The sequence below is a fragment of the Glycomyces sp. NPDC048151 genome, from assembly GCF_043202775.1.
In the GTDB taxonomy this organism is placed as follows: domain Bacteria; phylum Actinomycetota; class Actinomycetes; order Mycobacteriales; family Micromonosporaceae; genus Glycomyces.
Map to the genome: position 1 here is coordinate 493,975 of NZ_JBIDBB010000006.1, position 21,734 is coordinate 515,708.

Here is a 21,734-nt window from a genome sequence, read left to right on the forward strand (position 1 = left end):
CAGTGAGTCTCCCCCTCGACTGAAACGGTTTGGCCCACAACAGCATGGAATTCCTGGATACGTTCGATCCGAACAACCTCATCAAGGACGGGCTCAAGTCCCTCGGCGTGCCCGCCTTCCTCATCTTCCTGCTCGCCGCGTGGTGGTTCGTCACAGCGTGGATCGAGCAGGTCAAGAAGCTCACGGCGACCGGCCAGCGGGTCGGCAAGGCGCTCAGGTCCGCCGCGCGGCACGTGGGCTCGTACCGGCCGAGGACGCTGCTGGGAAAGATCCCGCTCACCTTGGCGGTCGGCGGCTTCCAGCTGCTCCTGGCGGTGGTCCTGTACACGGTGGCCTCGCTGTGGTCGGTCCTGAGCGACGCGACCGGGCGGTACCCCGACTTCGACGAAGGCCCGCCCGCGTTCACGACCTGGAGCGGGCTGGTCTGGTACGTCCTGCGGCCGGACTGGCTGACCGGGACGTACGTGGTGCTCATGGCGCTGATGCTGTGGATCGCCTACCGGCGCGAGCCGCGCAGGTTCCCGCTGATGGCGACGGCGGCCGGTTTCGCGGCCCCGGCGTCGATCATCGTGCTGCCGCTGGCGCTCTGCTCGCCGTGCCTGGTGCCGTACGCGCTCTTCGAGGCGAAGAAGGAAACGGACATGTACGAGGTGGTCGGCGAGTCGCCCGAGGCGGCGCGGGCCGCCTGGTGGAGCCAGAACGGTTGGATGGTGGTCCTCATCGGCGTCCTGGTGGCGGTGCTCCTGCTGTCGTGGGTGGCGCTGCGCCTGTCGAGCCTGCTCAAGGACACGTGGCTGGAGGCCCCCGACGGTCCGCCGCGTCCGAACCGGCCCGACCTGCGGCCCGTGAAACCGCGGCGGAAGGTGCGGCGCACGGGCCCCGCGGTGTACGACCCGCAGACGGGCCAGTGGATCTGAGGTTCCAATGAACCTCTAATCGTTCTCGCGTGGAATGCAGAGCCCCGGCCCCTAATGTTCGGTGCAGGGGAAAGAAACCTCCTGAGGGTGACAAGCCGCAAGGCGAGTATCCGATTGATGGGTGTGGGGTAGAGATCGGGCCCGGAGCTGGAGCTCCGGGCCCGATTTCATTCACCGTGTCTAGCGGACGCCGTAGAGGTGCTCCAGGGCGAGCTGGTCGAGGTGCTCGAAGGCCATGCCCTTGGCGGCGAGGCCCTCGACGTCGACCTTGACGTCCTTGAGGTCGGCCCAGGTCTCGCCTTCGGCGAGGGTCGGGGTCGCGAGCTCGGCGACGCGGGCGGCCTTGAGGGCCTCCTGCACCTCGGGGTCGGCGCGGAAGGCGCGGACCTTGGACTGCAGGATCTTGTAGTTGCGCATGCAGGCGGCGGCCGAGACCCACACGCCGTTGTCGTCCTCGACTCGCGGGGGCTTGTAGTCGAAGTGGATCGGGCCGGTGTACTGGCCCTTGGCGATGCCCTCTTCGACGGCGTCGACGACCCAGAACGCCCCGCCGACGTTGCCGGCGCCGAAGCGCAGGTCCTGGTCGAAGCGCGGGCCGGTCTGGCCGTTGAGGTCGATGTGGTAGAGCTTGCCGTGCCACAGGGCCTGGCGGATGCCGGCGGCGAAGTCGAGGCCGGCCATCTCCTCGTGCCCGATCTCGGGGTTGATGCCCACGAGTTCGGGGCGCTCGAGCTCGTTGATGAACGCGAGGGCGTGGCCGAGGGTCGGCAGCAGGATGTTGCCGCGGGGCTCGTTCGGCTTGGGCTCGATGGCGAAGCGGATGTCGTAGCCCTGCTCGGTGACGTAGTCGCCGAGGGTGTCGAAGGCTTCCTTCATGCGGGCCATGGCGGACTGGACGTCCTTGGAGCCGCCGAACTCGGCGCCCTCGCGGCCGCCCCAGGCGACGTAGATCTCGGCGCCGAGCTCGGCGGCGAGGTCGATGTTGCGCATGACCTTCGCGATGGCGAAGCGGCGCACGTCGCGGTCGTTGTGGGTGAAGCCGCCGTCCTTGAAGATCGGGTGGCTGAAGAGGTTGGTGGTGGCGGTGGTGACCTTGAGGCCGGTCTCGTCGAGGGCCTTGCGGAACGCGCCGACCTTCGCGTCGCGCTCGGCTTCGGAGGCGTCGAAGTCGAACACGTCGTTGTCGTGGAAGTTGACGCCGTAGGCGCCGAGCTCGGCGAGCTTGCGCACGGCGCGGTCGGCGCTCATGGCCTCGCGGGTGGCCGAGCCGAAGACGTCCTGAGCCGCCCAGCCGACCGTCCAGATGCCGAAGGAGAACTTGTCCTCGGGCACCGGTGCGTATTTGTCGGTCATGATCTGTCCTTTTCCTAGTGATGTGCGGCCCAGGACGAGGTCTCGTCCCGGAGGGTCGCGTACTGCTCGGACACCGTCGCGGCGGCCGTGCCGGTGAGCCGCGCGGTGTCGCCTGTCTTCCACTGCGGCGGGTTCTCGGCGCCCGTCAGGGCCCATGCTGCCTGCTTGGCGGCGCCGAGGGCGACGTATTCGGCCGAAGGAGGGGCTTCGACGTCGACGCCGAAGACGCTCGGGGCGATCTGCCGCACGGCCTCGGAGGCGGACGCGCCGCCGATGAGGAGGACGCGCTTCGCCTGGAGCCCTTGGGCGGCCATGGCGGCGAGCCCGTCGGCCTGGGCCGAGAGCATGCCTTCGACGGCGGCGCGGGCGAGGTCTTCGCGCGTCGCACCGGTCGTGAGCCCGCTGATGACCCCGGTCGCGTTGGGGCGCTTGGGGGTCCGTTCGCCGTCGAGGTACGGCAGGAGGGTGAGGCCTCCGGCGCCGGGTGCGGCGGCGAGCGCGAGCCGGTCGAACTCGGCGTGGTCGACGCCGAGGAGGGCCCGGAAGGTGTCGAGGACGCGGGCGGCGTTGAGGGTGCACACGAGCGGCAGGAAGCGGCCGGTGGCGTCGGCGAACCCGGCCACGAGCCCGGAGGCGTCGGCGGCGGGGACGTCGGAGACGCCGAAGACGGTGCCGGAGGTGCCGAGCGAGACGGCCACGTCGCCGGGGCCGAGGCCGAGGCCGAGTGCGGCTCCGGCGTTGTCGCCGGTGCCGGGCGCGACAGCCGCGCCGGAGGCGGTGCGGCCGACGATTTCGTTCGGGGCGGCGACGCGCGGGAGCGCGAGGTCGCGGCCGAAGGCCTGGAGGAGCCGGTCGCGGACGTAGCCGCCGGTGGCGGGCGACCAGTAGCCGGTGCCGGAGGCGTCCGAGCGGTCGGTGGTCGCCTCGGCGGCGGTGACGCCGCGGAGTTTCATGGTGAGCCAGTCGTGCGGGAGCATCACCGAAACAGTTTTGGCCGCGTTTTCAGGCTCGTTCTCGGCGAGCCAGGCGAGTTTCGTGGCGGTGAAGGAGGCCGCGAGGACGAGGCCGGTGTCGGCGGCCCACGCCTCGGGGCCGCCGTGCTCGGCGGTCAGCCGCTCGGCCTGCGGGGCCGAGCGGGTGTCGTTCCACAGCAGGGCCGGGCGCACGACCTGGTCGTTCGCATCGAGGGCGACCATGCCGTGCTGCTGCCCGGCGACGGCCACGGCCTCGGCGCGCTCCAGGAGGCCCTTGCCGGCCTCCTGGAGCGCCTCCCACCAGGCCTCGGGCGGGCACTCGGTCCCGTCCGGGTGGGAGGCGCGACCGGAGTCGACGATCTCGCCTGTCTCGGCTTCGACCAACAACACTTTCGTCGACTGCGTCGACGAGTCGACTCCGGCCACCAGTGTCATCTAATTACGCTCCAGCTCTGCGTTCGCGGGCTTCCCCGCAACATCCATGACGCTCACCTTAGCGATGTCCGCCGGGCCGGTCGCACTCAGGGTCACAACAGTTTCGGAAACTGTTTCAATCGACACGGTCGTGTCCCCGTCGACGTCGCTGATCGTGATGCCGCGGTCCGGCGTACCCCACAGTTCGAGGGTGATCGCCTCGAACGCGCCGTCGCCCACGGTGGCCCCGGGGGCGACGCGCGGCAGGATCGCGCCGTAGCGCACGAACACCGGGAAGGTCTCCAGCGGGTGCTTCGTGTCGATGTAGCGGCCGCCCTCGTGGACCTCCTTGGTCCAGTAGTCGATCCACCGGCCCTCGGGCAGGTACACCTTGCGCTCGCCCGACGGGTCGTTCACCGGCGCGACGAGGAGGTCCTTGCCGAAGCGGTACTCCTGGTCGGCGTTCCACGACACCGGGTCCGCGGGGTCGTCCACGTTGAGCGCGCGCAGCACCGGCTCGCCCGTGCGCGAGGCGTGCACCGCGGCCGAGTAGATGTACGGCATCAGCGAGTACCGCAGCTGCAGCGACTCCACCGAGAGGCGCTCGGCCAGCTCCGAGAACTCCCACTGCTCGCGGGTCGTCGTCCCGTGGTAGCGCAGCAGCGGCGACAGCGCGCCGAACTGGGCCCAGCGGATGTACAGGTCGTCGCTCGGGGTGCCGTTGAAGCCGCCCGTGTCGTGCGACCAGAACGGGATGCCCGACAGGCCGTGCGAGAGGCCGCCGCGGATGGTCCCGCCCAGGCCCGCCCAGGTGGTCTGCACGTCGCCCGACCACTGCGCGGAGTGGCGCTGCCCGCCGAGGAACGACGAGCGCGCCCACACGAGCTCGTGGCCGTTGACCTCGCGGGTCACGTCGACCACCGCATCGTTGTAGAGCAGCGTGTACACGTTGTGCAGCTCGGTGCCGGTCATGCCGTTGAACGCGACCGCGTCGGCGGGCACGCCCTCGGCGAAGTCGGTCTTGTACAGCGCCGCGCCGGCCTGCAGCGGCCCGCGCAGCAGGTCCTTCCACCACGCGACCGCGTCGGGGTTGGTGAAGTCGACGATGCCGCTGGGCTGGTGCGAGCCGTGCCAGACGTCGGCCACGTACGTCTCGCCCTTGGCGTTCTTGAGGAAGTACCCGTGCTCGTCGCCCTCGGTGAACACCGCGGACTTGGCGGAGATGTACGAGTTCATCCAGAGGCAGACCTTGAAGCCCTGCGCGGCGAGCTCGGTGAGCATCCGCTCGGGCTCGGGGAAGTTCTCGCGGTCCCACTGCATGTCCGACCAGTGCGGCTCGTGCTGCCAGAACGTGTCGAGGTGCAAGACGTCGCAGGGGATGCCGCGCTCGCGGATCTTCTTGGCCCGCTCCATGACCCGCTCCTCGGAGTCCACGAAGAAGCCCGAGGAGATCCAGGTGCCGAAGGCCCACTTCGGGGGCAGCGCCGGGCGGGAGGTGAGCCCGTCGAAACGGTCGAGGACCTCGACCGGGGTCCCGCCGAGCACGAAGTACTCGAGCGCGTCGTCGGGGACGATGAACTCGACGGCCGCGTGGGTCTGCTGGGCCATGTCGAACTCGACGGGCGCGCCGGAGTTGACGACGATGCCGTAGCCGCGGTCGGAGACGTAGATCGGCGCGTTCTTGTACATGCGGATCGACTCGGAGCCGAACGCGTCGAAGTTCCACATGAGCGGGCGCTGGCCGCGCGCGTTCAGCGGCGCGAACCGCTCGCCGAACCCGGCGAAGGCCTCGTCCGGCGCGGCCGTGAAGGACTCGTGGAACGCCACCGGGGCGCCGTCCACGAGGGAGCGGCCGAACGGGAGCGAGCGCAGGCGCCCGGAGATGTCGGTCTCGCCCGGGTTCTGGGCGACCAGGGTCTTCCCGGCGGCGTCGGTGTACTTCAGGGACCAGGTGCCGAGGGTCGCGACGGCGCGCACGGAGCCCGCGTCGACGACGACGGTGTCGCCGTCGACCGAGACCTTCGCGTCAGCGTACGCACCGGCGTGGACCAGCTCGATGATCTTCTCGGCGGCGGGACGGGCGGCCGGGTCGGCCGACAGGCGGGCGCGGACGACGCCCTCGGCGACGGCGGCGAGGCCCACGTACAGCTCCTCCCCCGCGCTCGTCACGGCCTTCAGGAGGACCGAGGCGGGGCCGGTCTCGGCGACCTCGGCGCTCGTGACGGCGGACAGACCCTGCTCGCCGTCGGCGCGCACGGGAAGCTCCGGGGGGTCGGCGACGAAGAACTCGCGGGCGACCAGCGGCGGGCGGTATGGCATTCGAGGCTCCAGCCTGTTGAGGGTTCGTACGGCAGCGCGCGGCCGGGGTGGGTCGGCACGACGTTCATTAGTTTATCGACTATCCGAACAAATTGCGACCGGGGGCGACGGGATTCCGCAGGCCTTTCCTCTCACGCGCGCGGAAGCCGGATTTCCCGCCTGCCGCACGCCCGGTGCGCCGAGTCGCCCGCGCGGCGGGCGCGGGAAAGCTACCCTGGGCGGTGCGACCGCCCGAAGTCGCGCACCGCGTTCACGAGCCAGAGCCCAGTCCGATGCGAGGTACCGAGATGTCCACCGTCCGCTCCAGCCTTTCCGACGAGAACCGCGAGACCACCGCGAAGGCCCTGCAGGGCGCGCTCGTCGACCTCATCGACCTGTCACTCGTCGGCAAGCAGGCGCACTGGAACGTCTACGGCAAGAACTTCCGCTCGCTGCACCTGCAGCTCGACGAGATCGTCGTGTCGGCGCGCAACGCCACCGACCTCGTCGCCGAGCGGGCCATCGCCATCGGCGTCAGCGCCGACGGGCGCGCGAGCACCGTGGCCGAGACCTCCTCGGTCCCCAAGATCCACGACGGCCAGATCAGCGACACCGAGGTCGTCTCTCTCTTCATCGACGCGTACACCGCCATCATCGCCAACATGCGCGAGCGCATCGAGGTCACCGAGTCGGCCGACCCGGTCACCCAGGACCTCCTCATCGGCGTCACCGCCGAACTCGAGAAGCAGAGCTGGATGTTCCAGGCCGAACTGGCCTAGCACGGACAGCGGTGAGGGCCGGGACGCGAGCGTCCCGGCCCTCACCTGTGCGAAGAGATCAGGTCTTTAGGCGGGCGTGCAGGTCACCGTGGGGACGGACGCGGTCGAGCCGTCGTTCTTGGTGATGTTGAACCCGAACGTCGTCGACTGCCCGGCCGCGAGCGTGCCGTTGTAGGCGGCGTTCGCGCCGTTCACCGTCGCCCCGGTCAGGGTCCCGGTCACGCTCCAGGCGTTGGAGATCCGCTCCGAGCCCGGCCAGGTCCACGTCACCTTCCAGCCGGTCAGGGCCTGGTTGGCCTTCACCGTCGCCGAATAGGTCGCGCCGGTGTTCCACGGGCTCTGGACAGAGAGCTGGGCGGTGCAGCCCGAACCGGTGGGCGGGGGCGTGGTGGTCGCGGGGTCCGTGGTGGCCGGGGTCGTGGTCGGGTTGCCCGTGCCGTCGCCGCCGAGGGCGTTCAGCGTCGAGGTGTACGCGGGCTTCTTGGAGAGGTCGTCGTTGAACAGCAGCGGCGCGCCGTAGCCGGGGAAGACGCTCGGCACCCAGGAGTCGCCGTCGCGCAGGCCCCAAACGGTGACGCCGGTGCAGTCGACCAGCTCAGCGCACATCTCGACCACCCGCTGGTAGTCGGCGGCCTGCTGCGCCAGCTCGGCCGAGTCGGCCGGGGTCTGGAGCCGGATGTCGAGCTCGGTGATGCGCACCTTCAGGCCCAGGTCGACGAAGCGCTGCAGGTTCGCCTCCATCGTGGAGGGCACCTGGCCGAGGATGAGGTGGGACTGGAAGCCCACGCCGTCGAGCAGGTTCTGCGCCTTCAGGCCCTGGGCGATGGTGTAGATCCGGTCCGACTTCGCGTTGTCGGCCTCGATCGAGTAGTCGTTGATGTACAGGTCGGCGTTCGGGTCGGCCGCGCGGGCGGTCTGGAACGCGGTCGTGATGTAGCCTTCGCCGAGCTTCTGGAGCCAGAAGGAGTCGCGCAGAGCGCCGTTGGAGTCGCTCACGACCTCGTTGACGACGTCCCAGGAGTCGACGCGGCCCTCGTAGCGGTTCGCGACGGTGTTGATGTGGTCGACCATCGCGGTCTGCAGGGCCGTGCCGGAGAGGTTCTGCACCCACGAGGGGGTCTGGCTGTGCCAGACGAAGGTGTGGCCGTGGACGGTCTGGCCGTTGTCCTCGGCGAAGTCCACGATGGCGTCGGCCTGCGTGAACGTGTAGTTGCCGTCGGAGGGCTCGGTCGCGTCCCACTTCATCGCGTTCTCGGCGGTGAGGGAGTTGAACTCGGAGGCCACGGTGTTGCGGTAGGACGCGTTGTTCATGAGCTGGCTGTACGAGACGGCCACGCCGATGTCCTTGCCGATCGCGTCGGCGGCGCCGCGGAGGGTGGTCTGGGCGCTCGCGAACTGGGTCGAGAGCCCGATGCCGAGCGCCGCGGTCGCGACGGTGACGACCCCCGCGATCACAGCGCGGCGGCGTTGACGGGATTTCAGCACGAAATGCTCCTCAGGGTGGTGCCGCGCCGTGAGGGTACGAGGCTGTTCGAAGGATGGGCCCAAGCGGGAGCGGAGCGCTCCCAACGAGGTGAGCACAGCCTAGCGGGAACATAGATGCTGGTCAATACCGACCTCGCGAGGACGAATATTCGTCCACCTGACGAGAATAGTACTCGTCATAGTGACGATAAAGCGGTATCCTGCGAACATGGAACCCCTGCAAGCGAAACCCGCATATCACCGCCCTATCCCCTGGCAGGTCCTCGCCGCGCTCGCGCTCATCTGCGGCAGCGTCCTGTCCCTGGCCGTCCAGGCCTCGCTCCTCCTCGAACTCCGCGGCGTCCTGTCCGAGCCCGGCCCGAGCCTGGTGATGGGCCTGCTCGTCACCACCGCCCTCGCCGCGCTCGCCAGTGCGGTCCTGGCGGTGGGCATCGCCGCCCGACAGAACTGGGCGCGTACCACGGAGATCGCGCTGTGCGTGCTCTCCTGCTTCTACAACGTCCCGGCCGCGGTCGGCTTCAGCATCGCGCCGGTGCGGACCAGCCTGGGCTACGACAGCGCGGCGGCGCTCTCGGCCTACCTCGCGCTCGCGCTGTGCCTCGCACTGCTCTTCCTGCTGCACAGCGAGAAGGCCGCCGCGTACACGTACCGGGGCGGCGGATCGAGCTGGCCGGAGGAATAGCAAAGGGCGGGTCCGGCCGGACCCGCCCTCAGCACAGTGGACTACTTGGCGACGATGGAGACCATCTTGCCGGCCACCACGATGACCTTCTTGACGTCCTTGCCCGCCAGGTTCGCGGCCACCTTCTCCTCGGCCAGCGCGGCGGCCTTCACGGCCTCCTCGTCGGCCCCGGCGGCGACCTCGACCCGCCCGCGCACCTTGCCGTTGATCTGCACCGGGTAGGTGACGGTGTCCTCGACCAGGTGGCGCTCGTCGGCGACCGGGAAGTCCACGTAGGCGATGCCGCCCTTGTGGCCCAGGCGCTCCCACAGCTCCTCGGCGATGTGCGGGGCGATCGGCGCCGCCATGGCGACCAGGGCCTCGGCGGCCTCGCGCGGAACCGGGTTCAGGCCGGTCAGGTGGTTGTTCAGCGTGATCAGCTTGGCGACCGCGGTGTTCATGCGCAGGTTCTCGTAGTCGTCGCGGACACCCGCGATGGCCTTGTGCAGCTCGCGCAGGGTCTCAGGGCTCGGCGCGGTGTCGGCCACGGTGACCTCGCCGGTCTCCTCGTCCACGATGTTGCGCCACAGGCGCTGCAGGAACCGCTGGGAGCCGACGATCGCGCGGGTCTCCCACGGCTTGGAGTCGGCCAGGGGGCCCATCGACATCTCGTAGACGCGGAAGGTGTCGGCGCCGTAGGACTCGCAGATCTCGTCCGGGGTGACGACGTTCTTCAGGGACTTGCCCATCTTGCCGTACTCGCGGTCGACCTTCTGTCCCTTGTAGGTGTAGACGCCTTCGGCCTCCTCCTCGACCTCTTCGGCCGGGACGTAGACGCCGCGGTCGTCGGTGTAGGCGTAGGCCTGGATGTAGCCCTGGTTGAACAGGCGGCGGAAGGGCTCGCGGCTGGAGACGTGGCCCAGGTCGAACAGGACCTTCTGCCAGAAGCGGGCGTACAGCAGGTGCAGGACGGCGTGCTCGACGCCGCCGATGTACAGGTCGACGCCGCCGACGTCCTCGCTGTCCTGCGGGCCCATCCAGTAGGACTCGTTGGCGGAGTCGGCCAGCGCCTCGGCGGCCTTCGGGTCGGTGTAGCGCAGCTCGTACCAGGAGGACCCGGCCCAGTTGGGCATCGTGTTCAGCTCGCGGGTGTAGGTCTTGGGCCCGTCGCCCAGGTCCAGTTCGACCTCGACCCAGTCCTTGGCGCGGCCCAGGGGCGGCTCGGGAGCGGAGTCGGCGTCCTCGGGGTCGAAGGTCTTGGGCGAGAAGTCGTCCATTTCGGGCAGTTCGACGGGCAGGTGCTCGTCGCTCAGCGCGACGGGCAGGCCGGTCTCGTCGTACACGATCGGGAAGGGCTCGCCCCAGTAGCGCTGGCGGCTGAACAGCCAGTCGCGCAGGCGGAACGTGGTGGCGCCTTCGCCGCGGCCGTGTTCGGCCAGCCACGCGACGATGCGGTCCTTGGCCTCCAGGACGCGCAGGCCGTCCAGGATCCCGGAGTTCACGGCGGTGCCGTCGCTGGTGTAGGCGCTCTCGCCGTCCCAGGGGGCCTCGCCGGAGATCACCTGGCGGATCGGCAGGTCGAAGGCCTTGGCGAACGCGAAGTCGCGTTCGTCGTGGGCGGGGACGGCCATGATCGCGCCGGTGCCGTACCCGGCCAGGACGTAGTCGGCGATGAAGACGGGCACGGTCTCGCCGTTGACGGGGTTGGTGGCGTAGCCGCCGGTGAAGACGCCGGTCTTCTGCTTGGCGTCGGCCTGGCGCTCGACGTCGGTCTTGGCGGCGGCCTGGGCGCGGTAGGCGGCGACGGCCCCGGCGGGGGTGTCGTGGCCGCCGGTCCAGGCGGCGGGGACCCCGGCGGGCCAGGACTCGGCGGTCAGGGCCTCGACCAGCGGGTGCTCGGGGGCCAGGACCATGTAGGTGGCGCCGAACAGGGTGTCGGGGCGGGTGGTGAAGACGCGGATGTCCCCGGCGTAGGTCGCGAAGTCGACGTAAGCGCCGGTGGACTTGCCGATCCAGTTGCGCTGCATGGACTTCAGGGACTCGGTCCAGTCCAGTCCGTCCAGGTCGGCCAGCAGCCGGTCGGCGTAGGCGGTGATGCGCATCATCCACTGCTTCAGGGTGCGCGTGTAGACCGGGAAGTTGCCGCGCTCGCTTCGGCCCTCGGAGGTGACCTCCTCGTTGGACAGCACGGTGCCCAGGCCGGGGCACCAGTTCACGGGCGCTTCGGTGACGTAGGCCAGGCGGTGGCCGTCGACGACGCGGCGGCGCTCGACCGCGGACAGCTCGGACCACGCGCGGCCGTCGGGGGTGGCGCGCTCACCGGACTCGAACGCGCTGATCAGTTCCGCGATCGGGCGGGCCTTGTCGGCGTCGGTGTCGTACCAGGAGTTGAAGATCTGCAGGAAGATCCACTGGGTCCACTTGAAGTAGTCCGGGTCGGTGGTGGCGAACTCGCGGCGGTTGTCGTAGCCCATGCCGACCAGGCGCAGCTGGCGCCGGTACCGGTCGATGTTCTCGGCGGTGATCTCGGCGGGCTGGCGGCCGGTGGCGATCGCGTACTGCTCGGTGGGCAGGCCGAACGCGTCGAAGCCCAGCGGGTGCAGGACGTTGAACCCGGCCATGCGCAGGTAGCGCGAGTACGCGTCGGTGGCGATGTACCCCAGCGGGTGGCCGACGTGCAGGCCCGCCCCGGAGGGGTACGGGAACATGTCCATGACGAACTTCTTGGGCGCCCCGGCGCGCGGGTGGCCCGGCTCGGCCAGGGCCCCGGACGGGTTGGGGGCGCGGAAGGTCTGCTCGGCCTCCCAGCGCTCCTGCCAGCGCGGTTCGATCTCGTTGGCCAGCTTGGCGTCGTAGCGGTGTGCGGGTTCGGTCATGGCTCGTCCTGTGGTCCGGTGATGGCTCTGGGTTCGGGCTGCGGTTTCCGGGTATAGACCCTAGACAGCAAAAAACCCCTGGCATGCAGGGGTGGCCGTGTCGGTTCGCTCCGACACGGCTATCTAAGGAGCGCGAAAGCCCGGGACATGCCCCCAGTGTAGCGGAGGGCCCCTGCGGTGGCGCGTGACATAGGCGCTGGGCGCATCCGAGTAGGATGGCGGACAGGCGACCGTAACGCGGGACGGCGTGTCAGGTCGCCCATTCCCACAGACTTCCCCCGGGAGGACCATTGACCTTCGAGTCGTCCCCAGGCCAGCCGCCGCAGGCCCCCGCGCCGCTCTCGCCCCAGGAGTTCAAGGCGACGGCCGAGGGCATCCTGACGAACGTCGAGTGGGTGATCGAGGGCAAGTCCCACACGATCAAGCTCGCGCTCGCGGTGATGCTCGCGGAAGGCCACCTGCTGCTGGAGGACGTGCCGGGGGTCGGCAAGACCCAGCTGGCGAAGGCGCTGGCCCGCTCGGTCGACTGCTCGGTGCGGCGCATCCAGTTCACGCCGGACCTCCTGCCCTCGGACGTGACGGGCGTGAGCATCTTCGACCCGGAGAAGCGCGACTTCGTGTTCAAGCCGGGCGCGATCTTCGGGAACCTGATCCTGGGCGACGAGATCAACCGCGCCAGCCCGAAGACGCAGGCCGCGCTCCTGGAGTGCATGGAGGAGCGGCAGGTCACGGTCGACGGGAACACGTACAAGCTGCGCAGCCCGTTCATGGTCATCGCCACGCAGAACCCGGTGGAGATGGAGGGGACGTACCCGCTGCCGGAGGCGCAGCGCGACCGGTTCGCGGCGCGCCTGGCGATCGGGTACCCGGACGTGAACGCGGAGCTGGCCCTCCTGGACCGCCGCGAGGAGTACAACCCGCTCGACGCGCTGCGGCCGGTGGCCGACGCGGAGATGATCGTGCGGATGATCGCGGCGGCGCGCGCGGTGCACCTGGCCCCCGAGCTGAAGCGGTACGTGGTCGACCTGGTCGCCGCGACGCGCACGAACGCGCAGGTCCGGCTGGGCGCGAGCCCGCGCGCGACGCTGCAGCTGCTGCGGTGCACGCAGGTGCTCGCGGCGATGGACGGGCGCGACTTCGCGCTGCCGGACGACGTGCAGCAGCTGGCGGTGCCGGTGCTCGCGCACCGGCTCATCCCCACGACGGAGACGACGATGGGCGGCGGCGACACGAAGGCGATCGTGTCGGACATCCTCCGGCACGTCCCGGTGGTGTCCCACCCGGGGAGGTACTAGGCGTGGAGCTCACCGGGCGCGGCAAGACGCTGCTGGCGGTGAGCGTGGTGGTCGGGCTCGTCTCCCTGGTGGTGGGCGAGGGCGATCTGCTGCGCGCGGCGCTGCTGGCGCTCATCGCGCCGCTGGGCGGGCTCGTGATGCTGCGCTGGTCGCGGCCTTCGCTCGAGTCGAACCGGGTGCTGAACCCGGCGCAGGTCGAGGCGGGGCAGCCGACGCAGGTGCGCCTGGGCATCCAGAACACGGGCCGCGGGCGGCCCCCGGCGCTCATGCTGGAGGACCGCATCCCGTACCGGCTGGGGAACCGGCCGCGGCTGGTGCTGGAGAAGCTCGCGCCGGGCGCGCGGAGCGTCGTGAACTACACGATCACGCCGGGCACGCGGGGCGCGTACGAGCTGGGGCCGCTGACGGTGCGCACGTCCGACCCGTTCGGGCTGGCCGTCTCGGTGCAGGAGTTCCCGCTGACGACCGAGCTCATCGTGACTCCGCGCATCCAGCCGCTGCGCAGCCTCCTGCTGCCGGGCGGGGCGGGGATGTCGTCGGGCGAGTCGGCGGCGCACGCGGTCGCGATCACCGGGAACGACGACATCGCCGTGCGCGAGTACCGCCACGGCGACGACATGCGGCGCGTCCACTGGAAGGCCAGCGCGCACCGCGGGCAGCTCATGGTGCGCCGCGAGGAGCAGCCGTGGGAGAACAACGCGGCGGTCCTGCTGGACGTGCGCCGGGGCGCGCACCGCGGCGAGGGCTCGAGCTTCGAGTGGATGGTCGACGCGGCCGCTTCGGCGACGGTGCGGCTCTCGCGCGACGGCATCGACCCGTGGCTGATCACCGCGCACCGCGACTTCGAGTGCCGCCAGGGCGATTACAGCCAGGCGATGCGGTACCTGGCGACGGTGGCGGCGGCCCCGGAGGCGCCGGTGTCGCACATGGTCGAGAAGGCGCAGCGGCCGCGCTCGGTCTCCGGGATCGTCGCGTTCCTGGGGCACCTGAGCCCGGAGGAGGCCGCGACGCTGGGGCGGCTGGCCAAGCGCGGCGGGGCGTGCACGGCGCTCGTGGTCGACCCGGTGCGGTGGATCCCGAAGGCGCCGTCGAGCCGGCCGGACCCGCGCGAGCGGGCGTTCGCCGAGCAGCACGTCGCGGCCGTGTCGACCCTGTCGAACGCGGGCTGGCAGGTGATCCCGGTGGTCGCCGGGACCGAGCTGCGCCGGGTGTGGACCCGCCTGGGCGCGTGGAGGACTCTCGCATGAGCGGACAGCGGCACGCCACGATGGTCGCGGCCGCCACCCTGGCCCTGACGCTGACGCCGCTCATCGGCATCTTCGACGGCCTCGGGTGGACGGTCCCCGTGCTGTTCACGATCGCGATGATCGCCACGGCCGGGTCGCTCACGCGCGCGGCCGGGCGCGGGCAGGGCCTGCAGACCGCCGCGATGTGCGCGGCGCTCCTCATCGTCCTCACCGCCGGTTTCGGCGACGGCACCGGCTTCCTCCTCATCATCCCGCTGCCGGACACGTTCGCGCACTTCGGCGTGCTCGCTGGCGAGGGCGTCGCGGGGATCGTGCGGGAGGCCCCGCCGGTGTCCGCCGAGGGCGGCATCCTGTTCCTGACGCTCGTGGGGATCGGGCTCGTGGCGATCCTCCACGACATGTTCGTGGTCGGCCTACGCACGCCCGCGCTCGCCGGGCTGACGCTCCTGACGATGTACCTGGTGCCGGTGTCGGTCGCGCCCGAGGCGACGGCCTGGTTCTGGTTCATCCTCCCGGCCGTCTCATACCTGTGGCTGCTCGCCGACGACAACCTGCGGCGCGTCTCGGCGTTCGGGCACCGGTTCACCGGGACGGGCCAGCTCGTGTCCCAGCGGTTCCCGTCGCCGATGGCGCGCACGGCCCGCTGGTCGGCGATGGGCTTCATCGTCGTGACGCTCCTGGCGCTCACAGTGGTCCCCGCCAACACGTCCGGGTTCATCGACCGGGTCTCGGAGGGCTACGAGGGCGGCAGCGACGCCGGGCTCGGCGACGTCAACCCGTGGGCGCAGCTGTCCGGGTCGCTCAACCAGCCCGAGGAGGTCGACGTCCTGCGGGTCGAGACCGACGACCCGAACCCGCGCTACCTGCGCATGCACGTCCTCGACGAGCTCACAACGGACGGCTTCGCCCCCAACGACTACGAGAACGGCGACTCGCTCGACTCCTTGGGCGACAACGCACCCGGCGACGCCGAGGTGTACACCGCCGACATCGAGAACCTCGCGATGCAGGCCCCGGTCGTGCCCGTCTACGGCACCCCGGTCGACCTGTCGATCGAGGGCAGCTGGGAGGTCGACGACGAGACCGCGGTGATCAACGGCGACGGCTCCGACATGGGCGACGTCGACTCCTACTCGATGTCCTATGTCGACTCAGCGCCCTCCGCCGACGTGCTCGCCGCCGCCGACGGCATGGACCCCTCCGACGACCGGTGGCAGGACAACACCAGGCACCCCACGGTGCCGGAGCTGACCGAGATCGTCGAGCGCGAGCTCGCCGGGGCGGAGACCGTCCACGACAAGGTCCTCGCGGTGCAACGGTACCTCTCGGCCAGCAACGGCTTCCAGTACTCCCTGGAGACCTCCGACGCGGGCAACGAAGAGGCGATCCTCGACTTCCTGGAGACCAAGGAGGGCTACTGCCAGCAGTACGCGGCCGCGATGGCGTGGATGCTGCGCGAGGCCGACGTCGCCGCACGCGTCGTCATCGGGATGTCCCAGGGCACCCGCGACGGCGAGGAATGGGTCCTCACCAACCGCGACTACCACGCGTGGGTCGAGGTCTACTACGAAGGATCCGGCTGGGTCACCTACGACCCGACCCCGTCCTCGGGCGTGCCCGGCGCGGTCTCGTTCCCGTGGGCCACCGAACCGCAGGAGGAGAACGAGGAGACGGCCGAGCCCGGCGCGTCCACCGCGCCCGGCGAGAGCCCCAGCGGCGGCAGCACGACCGCCCCGGCCGAGCCCACCGAAGGCGTCCAGAGCACCCAGGGCCCGACCCTGCAGGCCACCGACGACGGCACCGGCGGCGGCCTCTCGTTCAACCCCGCCTGGCTGCTCCTGCTCCCCGCCCTGGCCCTCCCGTTCCTGCCCGCCGTGTGGCGCGGCCTCCTGCGCCGCAGACGGCTCGACCCCGCCCGCGTCACCGCGAAGACCGCTTGGGACGAAGCGATGGACCTCGCCCTCGACTACGGCGTGGGCCTGAGCGACTCGCTCACCCCCAGGCAGGCCGCCGGGGTCCTCGCGCAGGCCGCCCCCGGCGCGCGGGAGGCCGCGACCGCGCTCGGCGCGGCCATGGCCCGCCACCGCTACTCGCCCCGCGGGGCCGACCCGACCGGGCTCGCCGACGCCGTGCGCGACCTCCACTCCGAACTGGACAAGAACACCGAGGCGAGACGGCGCTACCGCGCGATGTTCTGGCCCGCGTCGCTGCTCGCGAAGGTCTCCGCGAAGCAGGCCGAGGAGAGCGCCCGCCTGGCCCGGCGCTCCTCCAGGGCCGCGGACCGGGTCCGCTCGGCGGTGCGGCGGCCGCGACGTTCGAACAGCCGCAAGGACCGGTCTGTCACAGGCCGCCCTTAGGCTGGCGTCCATGTACAGACGCGGCGCTGCCGAGAGCGACGGTGCACTCACCGAGACCGGCTACTCCCAGCCGACCCTCGACAGCCTGGGCACCCCCCTGTCCGAGGTGACGTTCTGCGTCGTCGACCTCGAGACCACCGGCCTCGCCGCCGACGCGTGCGGCATCACCGAGATCGGCGCGGTCAAGGTCAAGGGCGGCGAGGTCGTCGGCGAGTTCGGCACCCTCGTCAACCCCGGCGAGTCCATCGACCCGCGCGTCACCCGCCTCACGGGCATCACCGACGCGATGGTCGCCGACGCCCCCGGCATCGAAGCGGTCCTCCCCGCGTTCCTCGAGTTCGCGCGCGGCGCCACCCTCGTCGCCCACAACGCGGGCTTCGACATCGGGTTCCTGCGCCACGCCTGCGAGCTCACCGACACGCGCTGGCCCCGCCCGCCCGTGATCGACACCGTGGTCCTGGCCCGGCGGCTCACCGAGAAGAGCGAGGTCCCCAACCGGCGGCTCGGCACCCTCGCGCGGTTCTTCGGCTCCCCCGTGACGCCGAACCACCGGGCGCTCGACGACGCCCGCGCCACCGTCACCGTCCTGCACGCGCTCATCGAGCGGGCCTCCGGGCACGGCGTCGACACCGACGCCGAGCTCGCCGAGTTCTGCCGCGCCATCCCCTCCGAGCTGCAGCGCCGCAAGCGCCACCTCGCCGACGGCCTCCCCCACGCCCCCGGCGTCTACATCTTCCGCGACGCCGACGACCGGGCGCTCTACATCGGCGTCTCGGTCGACGTCGCCGCCCGCGTCCGCAGCTACTTCTCCGCCGCCGAGCAGCGCCGCCGCCTGCGGGACATGCTCGCCTCCGCCGAACGCGTCGAGGTCGTCGAGTGCGCTCACCGGCTCGAGGCGGGCGTCGCGGAGCTGCGGCTCATCTCCGGCGGCAAGCCGCCCTACAACCGGGCCGCGAAGTTCCCCGAGCACCGCTCCTGGGTGCGCCTCACCGACGAGCCGTACCCGCGCCTCCAGGTCTCCCGCAACCCGCCTGCCCCCGGCGCGCCACGGCTCGGCCCGTCCTCGGGGACGCAGGCGCAGGCCGCGATCGGCGCGATCGAGGCGGCCCTGCCGATCCGCTCGTGCCGCACCCGCCTGTCCCCCAAGCGGCTGTCGCCCTCGTGCGTGCTCGGCGAGATCGGCAAGTGCGTCGAGCCGTGCCGCCACACCGTCACCGTCGAGGAGTACGCGGCCGTCGCCGAGCGGGCCGCACGCGCCATGGACGGCGACCCGGCCCCGATCGCGGCGGCCGTCACCGAGCGCCTCGCCGAGCTCGCGGCGGCCGAGCGGTTCGAGACCGCCGCCGAGAAGCGCGACGAGCTCGGGGCGTACCTCCAACTCGCGGCCGCCACCCACCGCACCAGGAGCCTCGTGGCGGCCGGGGAGATCGTCGCGGCGGGCCGGGCCAAGGGCGGCGGCTGGGAGGTCGCCGTGATCCGCCACGGGCTCCTCGCCGGGGCCGTCCGCACCCCGCCCCGGGCCGACCCGATGCCGCACATCGCCAAGCTCCGCGAGACCGCCCGCTCGGTCGATCCGCTCAACGACGTCGCCGACGCCGCCCACGCGGCCGAGGCCCGGCTCCTCCTCGAATGGCTCGCCCGCCCCGACGTCCGCCTCGTCATGGTCGAGCACCCCTGGGCCAGCCGCCTCGACGGCGCCGAACGCTGGAACGGCGCCGTCCCCCACGACCCGTCCCCCTGGCGCCGCAGCAGCGGCGAACGCTAACCCCCCCCCCAACCCATCACCATTGCCCGCACCCCGCACCCCGCACCCCGCACCCCGCACCCCGCACCCGCACCCGCACCCGCACCCGATACACCCTCGCCTGACCGGTCCTGTCACACCCTTCCGGGATCATTGCAACCGGGGGCGCTCATGCGCCGACACACCCGACCCGGGGACCGGAGCCTTCCACATCCTGGGACCGGCCCGCCGACGTTCCGCTGTCCCAACGGAACCCAGCGTGCCAATCCCTGAGACCGGCGCAACTGCGCGAATCGGACGTGAGTCGTCTCGCATTCATTTGCGGCGCTTGGGGTTTCCAGCAAGCGCTCCGCGCGGGTACTGTGTGTCATCCGCCGAATGCGGCGGCCCTGCCGAAATCCGACAGTGTCTAGTGTCGATTCTCTCCAAGAATCGTTGTACATCTAGAATGCGGTCAACCTTGGGCATCGGAGGCTTTCATGTTGCGCGCATTGCTTTCCGCTACTCGGTCTGCCAAGCCGGACGACCCGTGGGACCTCGCGGGAAAGGTGGCGCAGCTCGAGGCGGCCCACCGTGCGCACTGCGAACAGCCCGACATGCTCCTGGTCCGCCGCGCCTACCGCATCGCCGAGCAGATGCACCGCGGCCAGGCCCGCCGCTCCGGCGAGCCCTACATCACCCACCCGATCGCGGTCTCCACCATCCTGGCCGAACTCGGCGTCGACACCGCGACCATCGCTGCCGGGCTCCTCCACGACACCGTCGAGGACACCAGCTACTCCCTCGAAGCGCTCCGCGGCGACTTCGGCGACGAGATCGCCGTCATGGTAGACGGCGTCACCAAGCTCGACAAGATCCACCTCGGCTCCGCCGCCGAGGCCGAGACGTTCCGCAAGCTCGTGCTCACCGCCGGGCGCGACATCCGCGTCATGGTCATCAAGCTCGCCGACCGCCTCCACAACATGCGGACCATCAAGTTCAAGAAGCGCCCCAGCCAGATCCGCATCGCCGAGGCCACCAAGGACGTCCTCATCCCCCTCGCCGACCGCCTCGGCCTCTACGTCATCAAGCGCGAGCTCGAGGACATCGTCCTGGAGACCCTCGAACCCGAGGTCTTCCAGCGCATCCGCGAGCACCTCGGCTCCGACACCGACCGCAACCGCCAGGTCGCCGCCATCGCCCCCCAGGTCCGGCGGGCCCTGCGCGAGTTCAAGGTCGCCGCCCGCCTGCTCGACCGGCCCCGGCACCCGTACTCGATCTACCGCGAGATGCAGAAGCACCCCGGCACCGGCCCGGCCGACCCGCCGCGCCTGGTCATCGTCGTCGACGGCCCCGCCACCGACTGCTACGCCGCGCTCGGCGCGATCCACAAGCTCTGGAAGCCCGTCGGCGGCAAGTTCCGCGACCTCATCGCCGCCAAGAAGTTCAACCTGTACCAGTCGATCCACACCGCGGTCGCCGGCCCCGGCGGCGTCCCGATCGAGTTCCTCATCCGCACCAAGGAGATGCACGAGACCGCCGAGGTCGGCATCGTCGCCGGGCTGAAGCAGTCCGGCGCGAACCCCGCCGAGATCCAGCTGCCGTGGCTCCAGCGCCTCCTCGACTGGCAGCACGAGGTCGCCGACTCCGGCCAGTTCCTCGACTCGCTCCGCTGCGACCTCGCCGACCAGGACATCCTCGTCTTCACCCGCGACGGCGAGCAGCTCATGGTCCCCAAGTCCTCCACCCCTGTGGACGTCGCGTACTGCTCGGGCCCGGCCAAGGGCCACCGCCTCATCGCCGCGTACGTCAACGGCGAGATCGCCCCGCTCGCGCAGGCGCTGCGCGACGGCGACACCGTCGAGCTCGTCCTCACCAACGAACAGCCCTACGGCCCGTCGAAGCAGTGGCTCGACCACGCCAAGACCCCCGAGGCCCAGCTGCACATCAACGACTGGTTCGGCGCCGCCGACCTCGAGACGACCGACGAGTACCCCGTCATCCCCATGCAGCGCTTCGAGGACGAGCTCAAGGACGGCAAGAACCGCCTGTGGCGGTCGCTGATCGCCCGCGGGCGCGGACTGTCGGGGGAACAACCGCTCCACGGCGTGGCGTCCTCTCTGGGCTTCCCAGACCTCGACTCGATGTACCTGGCGCTCGCCCGCGAGAAGCTCGACCCCGACGAGCTCGCCGACAAGCTCATCACCACCGTCGACCGCTACTGACCGCCCCGGCAGCAGGACGCCGCCGGTCTACGTCAACCTGTTTCCGACCAGACCGGGATCTCAGGCGCACCCTCGATGAGCGCGTAGGCGAACACCGGCTGAAGGCCGCCTTCGCCGGCATCGTCGTCGGTGAGGACAACGCCGTGTCCGCCTTCAGGGGTCACCAGAATCCATTGATTAGGAGTCAGGCCAGCTGAACTGACATAGGCCCTGCATCCCACTCCCCCGCAGAGCACCTTGGCGAACTCGAGCGCCGAAAGGTCACCTCCCGGTGCCGGGAACGGCTCCTCGAACTCGACCTCGATCTCCACTGTCCGCTCAACCGGATCGCAGGTGACCACGACAGCAGGCCAGCCCGGGCCAGACGGCGGGCTCCCCTCCCCCAGGACCAGATGTACCTGTCCCGCGGCAAGACCAAACTCGCGCTCCACGACTTCGACCACTCGCTGCGGGTCCTTGGCGTCGAGGTAGATACCGGAATAAGACATGGGTTCACCGTCGCATGCAGGAAACCGCGAAGTCCATGGTTTTCAAGCGCGTCTCCCAGCAGACAGGCGCTGCTGAGTCGACTTCGCATCGGGGCAATGACAACGAACCGCGAACCCACCGCCTGAAGACCGATCCCCAGCACAAACAGGCAGCGACAACAGGTGGGATTCGTCCAGGGTGGCGTTGCGGCCGCCAGGCCTCTGCTTGGACACGGTTCAGGCGGGCGGCGACCACGAGGAGTGGGAGTGAGTCGGGCGGGGCTTTCGGGACCCGGCTCGCTGATGCCCGAGGTTCAGGCGGACAGCAATGACAGGGTGGCGGCCGGACTAGGGTCGTTTTGCGGCTGGGGGGTCTGATCGGATCCGGGTTCGGGCGGCGACGACAGCAAGGCGGGGAGCGGGGACCGGTCGCTCTCCGGCTACCAGGCCGGATGTGTCCGAGCTTCAATCGGGCGGCGACAACGAGGTGGGAGCGGGGCGCGGGATGCTCTCCGGCAACCTGGCCGGACGTGCCCGGGCTTCAGTCGGGCGGCGACAACGAGGTGGCAGCGGGGCGCGGGTCGCTCTCTGGCAACCTGGCCGGACGTGCCCGGGCTCCAATCAGGCGGCGACTGGAAGTGGTCGGTGAGGCTGGGTTTTCTG

General features: G+C 70.7%; 14 protein-coding genes. 8 read left to right on the forward strand and 6 right to left on the reverse strand.

The window, feature by feature from the left end; translation table 11 throughout:
- Nucleotides 1-44 precede the first annotated feature (44 nt).
- Nucleotides 45-917, forward strand: a complete 873-nt coding sequence (locus ACGGCP_RS17385; RefSeq protein WP_392967235.1) for a hypothetical protein — start codon at nucleotides 45-47, stop codon at nucleotides 915-917.
- A 180-nt stretch (nucleotides 918-1,097) separates the two neighbouring features.
- On the opposite strand, the gene xylA is transcribed toward ACGGCP_RS17385, so the two are convergent.
- Genes xylA through ACGGCP_RS17400 form a run of 3 tightly spaced genes read right to left on the reverse strand, consistent with a single transcriptional unit; the run spans nucleotide 1,098 to nucleotide 5,977 of the window.
- Nucleotides 1,098-2,270, reverse strand: coding sequence for a xylose isomerase (xylA, locus tag ACGGCP_RS17390; RefSeq protein ID WP_392967237.1), 1,173 nt, complete (start codon nucleotides 2,268-2,270; stop codon nucleotides 1,098-1,100).
- 14 nt (nucleotides 2,271-2,284) lie between these two features.
- On the reverse strand, nucleotides 2,285-3,679 hold the full coding sequence (gene xylB / locus ACGGCP_RS17395) for a xylulokinase (protein ID WP_392967239.1): 1,395 nt from the start codon (nucleotides 3,677-3,679) through the stop codon (nucleotides 2,285-2,287).
- Nucleotides 3,680-5,977 (reverse strand): TIM-barrel domain-containing protein, encoded by a 2,298-nt coding sequence (locus ACGGCP_RS17400; RefSeq protein ID WP_392967241.1) that lies wholly within the window; start codon nucleotides 5,975-5,977, stop codon nucleotides 3,680-3,682.
- A 287-nt stretch (nucleotides 5,978-6,264) separates the two neighbouring features.
- Here ACGGCP_RS17400 and ACGGCP_RS17405 point away from each other — a divergent pair, with 287 nt between their 5' ends.
- Nucleotides 6,265-6,735, forward strand: coding sequence for a Dps family protein (locus tag ACGGCP_RS17405; protein WP_392967243.1), 471 nt, complete (start codon nucleotides 6,265-6,267; stop codon nucleotides 6,733-6,735).
- 66 nt (nucleotides 6,736-6,801) lie between these two features.
- On the opposite strand, the gene ACGGCP_RS17410 is transcribed toward ACGGCP_RS17405, so the two are convergent.
- A complete protein-coding gene (locus ACGGCP_RS17410; protein WP_392967245.1) occupies nucleotides 6,802-8,220 on the reverse strand; it encodes an endo-1,4-beta-xylanase in 1,419 nt (472 codons plus the stop codon).
- Between the two features lie 208 nt (nucleotides 8,221-8,428).
- Between ACGGCP_RS17410 and ACGGCP_RS17415 the strand changes: the two genes are divergently transcribed.
- On the forward strand, nucleotides 8,429-8,902 hold the full coding sequence (locus ACGGCP_RS17415; protein ID WP_392967247.1) for a hypothetical protein: 474 nt from the start codon (nucleotides 8,429-8,431) through the stop codon (nucleotides 8,900-8,902).
- 41 nt (nucleotides 8,903-8,943) lie between these two features.
- Here the strand turns inward: ACGGCP_RS17415 and leuS are convergent, their stop codons facing one another.
- Entirely contained in the window at nucleotides 8,944-11,757 is a 2,814-nt protein-coding gene (leuS, locus tag ACGGCP_RS17420; protein WP_392967249.1) for a leucine--tRNA ligase, read from the reverse strand.
- A 290-nt stretch (nucleotides 11,758-12,047) separates the two neighbouring features.
- On the opposite strand from leuS, the gene ACGGCP_RS17425 reads away from it, so the two are divergent.
- From ACGGCP_RS17425 to ACGGCP_RS17445, 5 genes are all read left to right on the forward strand, one after another.
- Entirely contained in the window at nucleotides 12,048-13,052 is a 1,005-nt protein-coding gene (locus tag ACGGCP_RS17425; RefSeq protein WP_392967251.1) for an AAA family ATPase, read from the forward strand.
- A 2-nt stretch (nucleotides 13,053-13,054) separates the two neighbouring features.
- Nucleotides 13,055-14,299, forward strand: a complete 1,245-nt coding sequence (locus ACGGCP_RS17430; protein WP_392967253.1) for a DUF58 domain-containing protein — start codon at nucleotides 13,055-13,057, stop codon at nucleotides 14,297-14,299.
- Nucleotides 14,296-16,656 (forward strand): DUF3488 and DUF4129 domain-containing transglutaminase family protein, encoded by a 2,361-nt coding sequence (locus ACGGCP_RS17435; protein WP_392967255.1) that lies wholly within the window; start codon nucleotides 14,296-14,298, stop codon nucleotides 16,654-16,656. Before ACGGCP_RS17430 ends, ACGGCP_RS17435 begins: the two co-directional genes overlap by 4 nt.
- 10 nt (nucleotides 16,657-16,666) lie before the next feature.
- A complete protein-coding gene (locus tag ACGGCP_RS17440) occupies nucleotides 16,667-18,421 on the forward strand; it encodes a DEDD exonuclease domain-containing protein (RefSeq protein ID WP_392967257.1) in 1,755 nt (584 codons plus the stop codon).
- Nucleotides 18,422-18,948: 527 nt separating this feature from the next.
- Nucleotides 18,949-20,604 carry a RelA/SpoT family protein gene (locus ACGGCP_RS17445; RefSeq protein ID WP_392967259.1) on the forward strand — a complete coding sequence of 552 codons (1,656 nt, stop codon included), beginning with the start codon at nucleotides 18,949-18,951 and terminating at the stop codon, nucleotides 20,602-20,604.
- 32 nt (nucleotides 20,605-20,636) lie between these two features.
- Here the strand turns inward: ACGGCP_RS17445 and ACGGCP_RS17450 are convergent, their stop codons facing one another.
- Complete coding sequence (locus ACGGCP_RS17450; RefSeq protein ID WP_392967261.1) at nucleotides 20,637-21,092, reverse strand: hypothetical protein; 456 nt, start codon at nucleotides 21,090-21,092, stop codon at nucleotides 20,637-20,639.
- Between the last annotated feature and the right edge of the window lie 642 nt (nucleotides 21,093-21,734).

Bases quoted from the DNA above. Each gene is read 5' to 3' on its own strand.
- xylB (WP_392967239.1), bottom strand. From the start codon at position 3,679: ATGACACTGGTGGCCGGAGTCGACTCGTCGACGCAGTCGACGAAAGTG.
- leuS (WP_392967249.1), bottom strand. From the start codon at position 11,757: ATGACCGAACCCGCACACCGCTACGACGCCAAGCTGGCCAACGAGATC.
- ACGGCP_RS17435 (WP_392967255.1), top strand. From the start codon at position 14,296: ATGAGCGGACAGCGGCACGCCACGATGGTCGCGGCCGCCACCCTGGCC.
- ACGGCP_RS17415 (WP_392967247.1), top strand. From the start codon at position 8,429: ATGGAACCCCTGCAAGCGAAACCCGCATATCACCGCCCTATCCCCTGG.
- ACGGCP_RS17440 (WP_392967257.1), top strand. From the start codon at position 16,667: ATGTACAGACGCGGCGCTGCCGAGAGCGACGGTGCACTCACCGAGACC.
- ACGGCP_RS17400 (WP_392967241.1), bottom strand. From the start codon at position 5,977: ATGCCATACCGCCCGCCGCTGGTCGCCCGCGAGTTCTTCGTCGCCGAC.
- ACGGCP_RS17405 (WP_392967243.1), top strand. From the start codon at position 6,265: ATGTCCACCGTCCGCTCCAGCCTTTCCGACGAGAACCGCGAGACCACC.
- ACGGCP_RS17385 (WP_392967235.1), top strand. From the start codon at position 45: ATGGAATTCCTGGATACGTTCGATCCGAACAACCTCATCAAGGACGGG.
- ACGGCP_RS17450 (WP_392967261.1), bottom strand. From the start codon at position 21,092: ATGTCTTATTCCGGTATCTACCTCGACGCCAAGGACCCGCAGCGAGTG.
- xylA (WP_392967237.1), bottom strand. From the start codon at position 2,270: ATGACCGACAAATACGCACCGGTGCCCGAGGACAAGTTCTCCTTCGGC.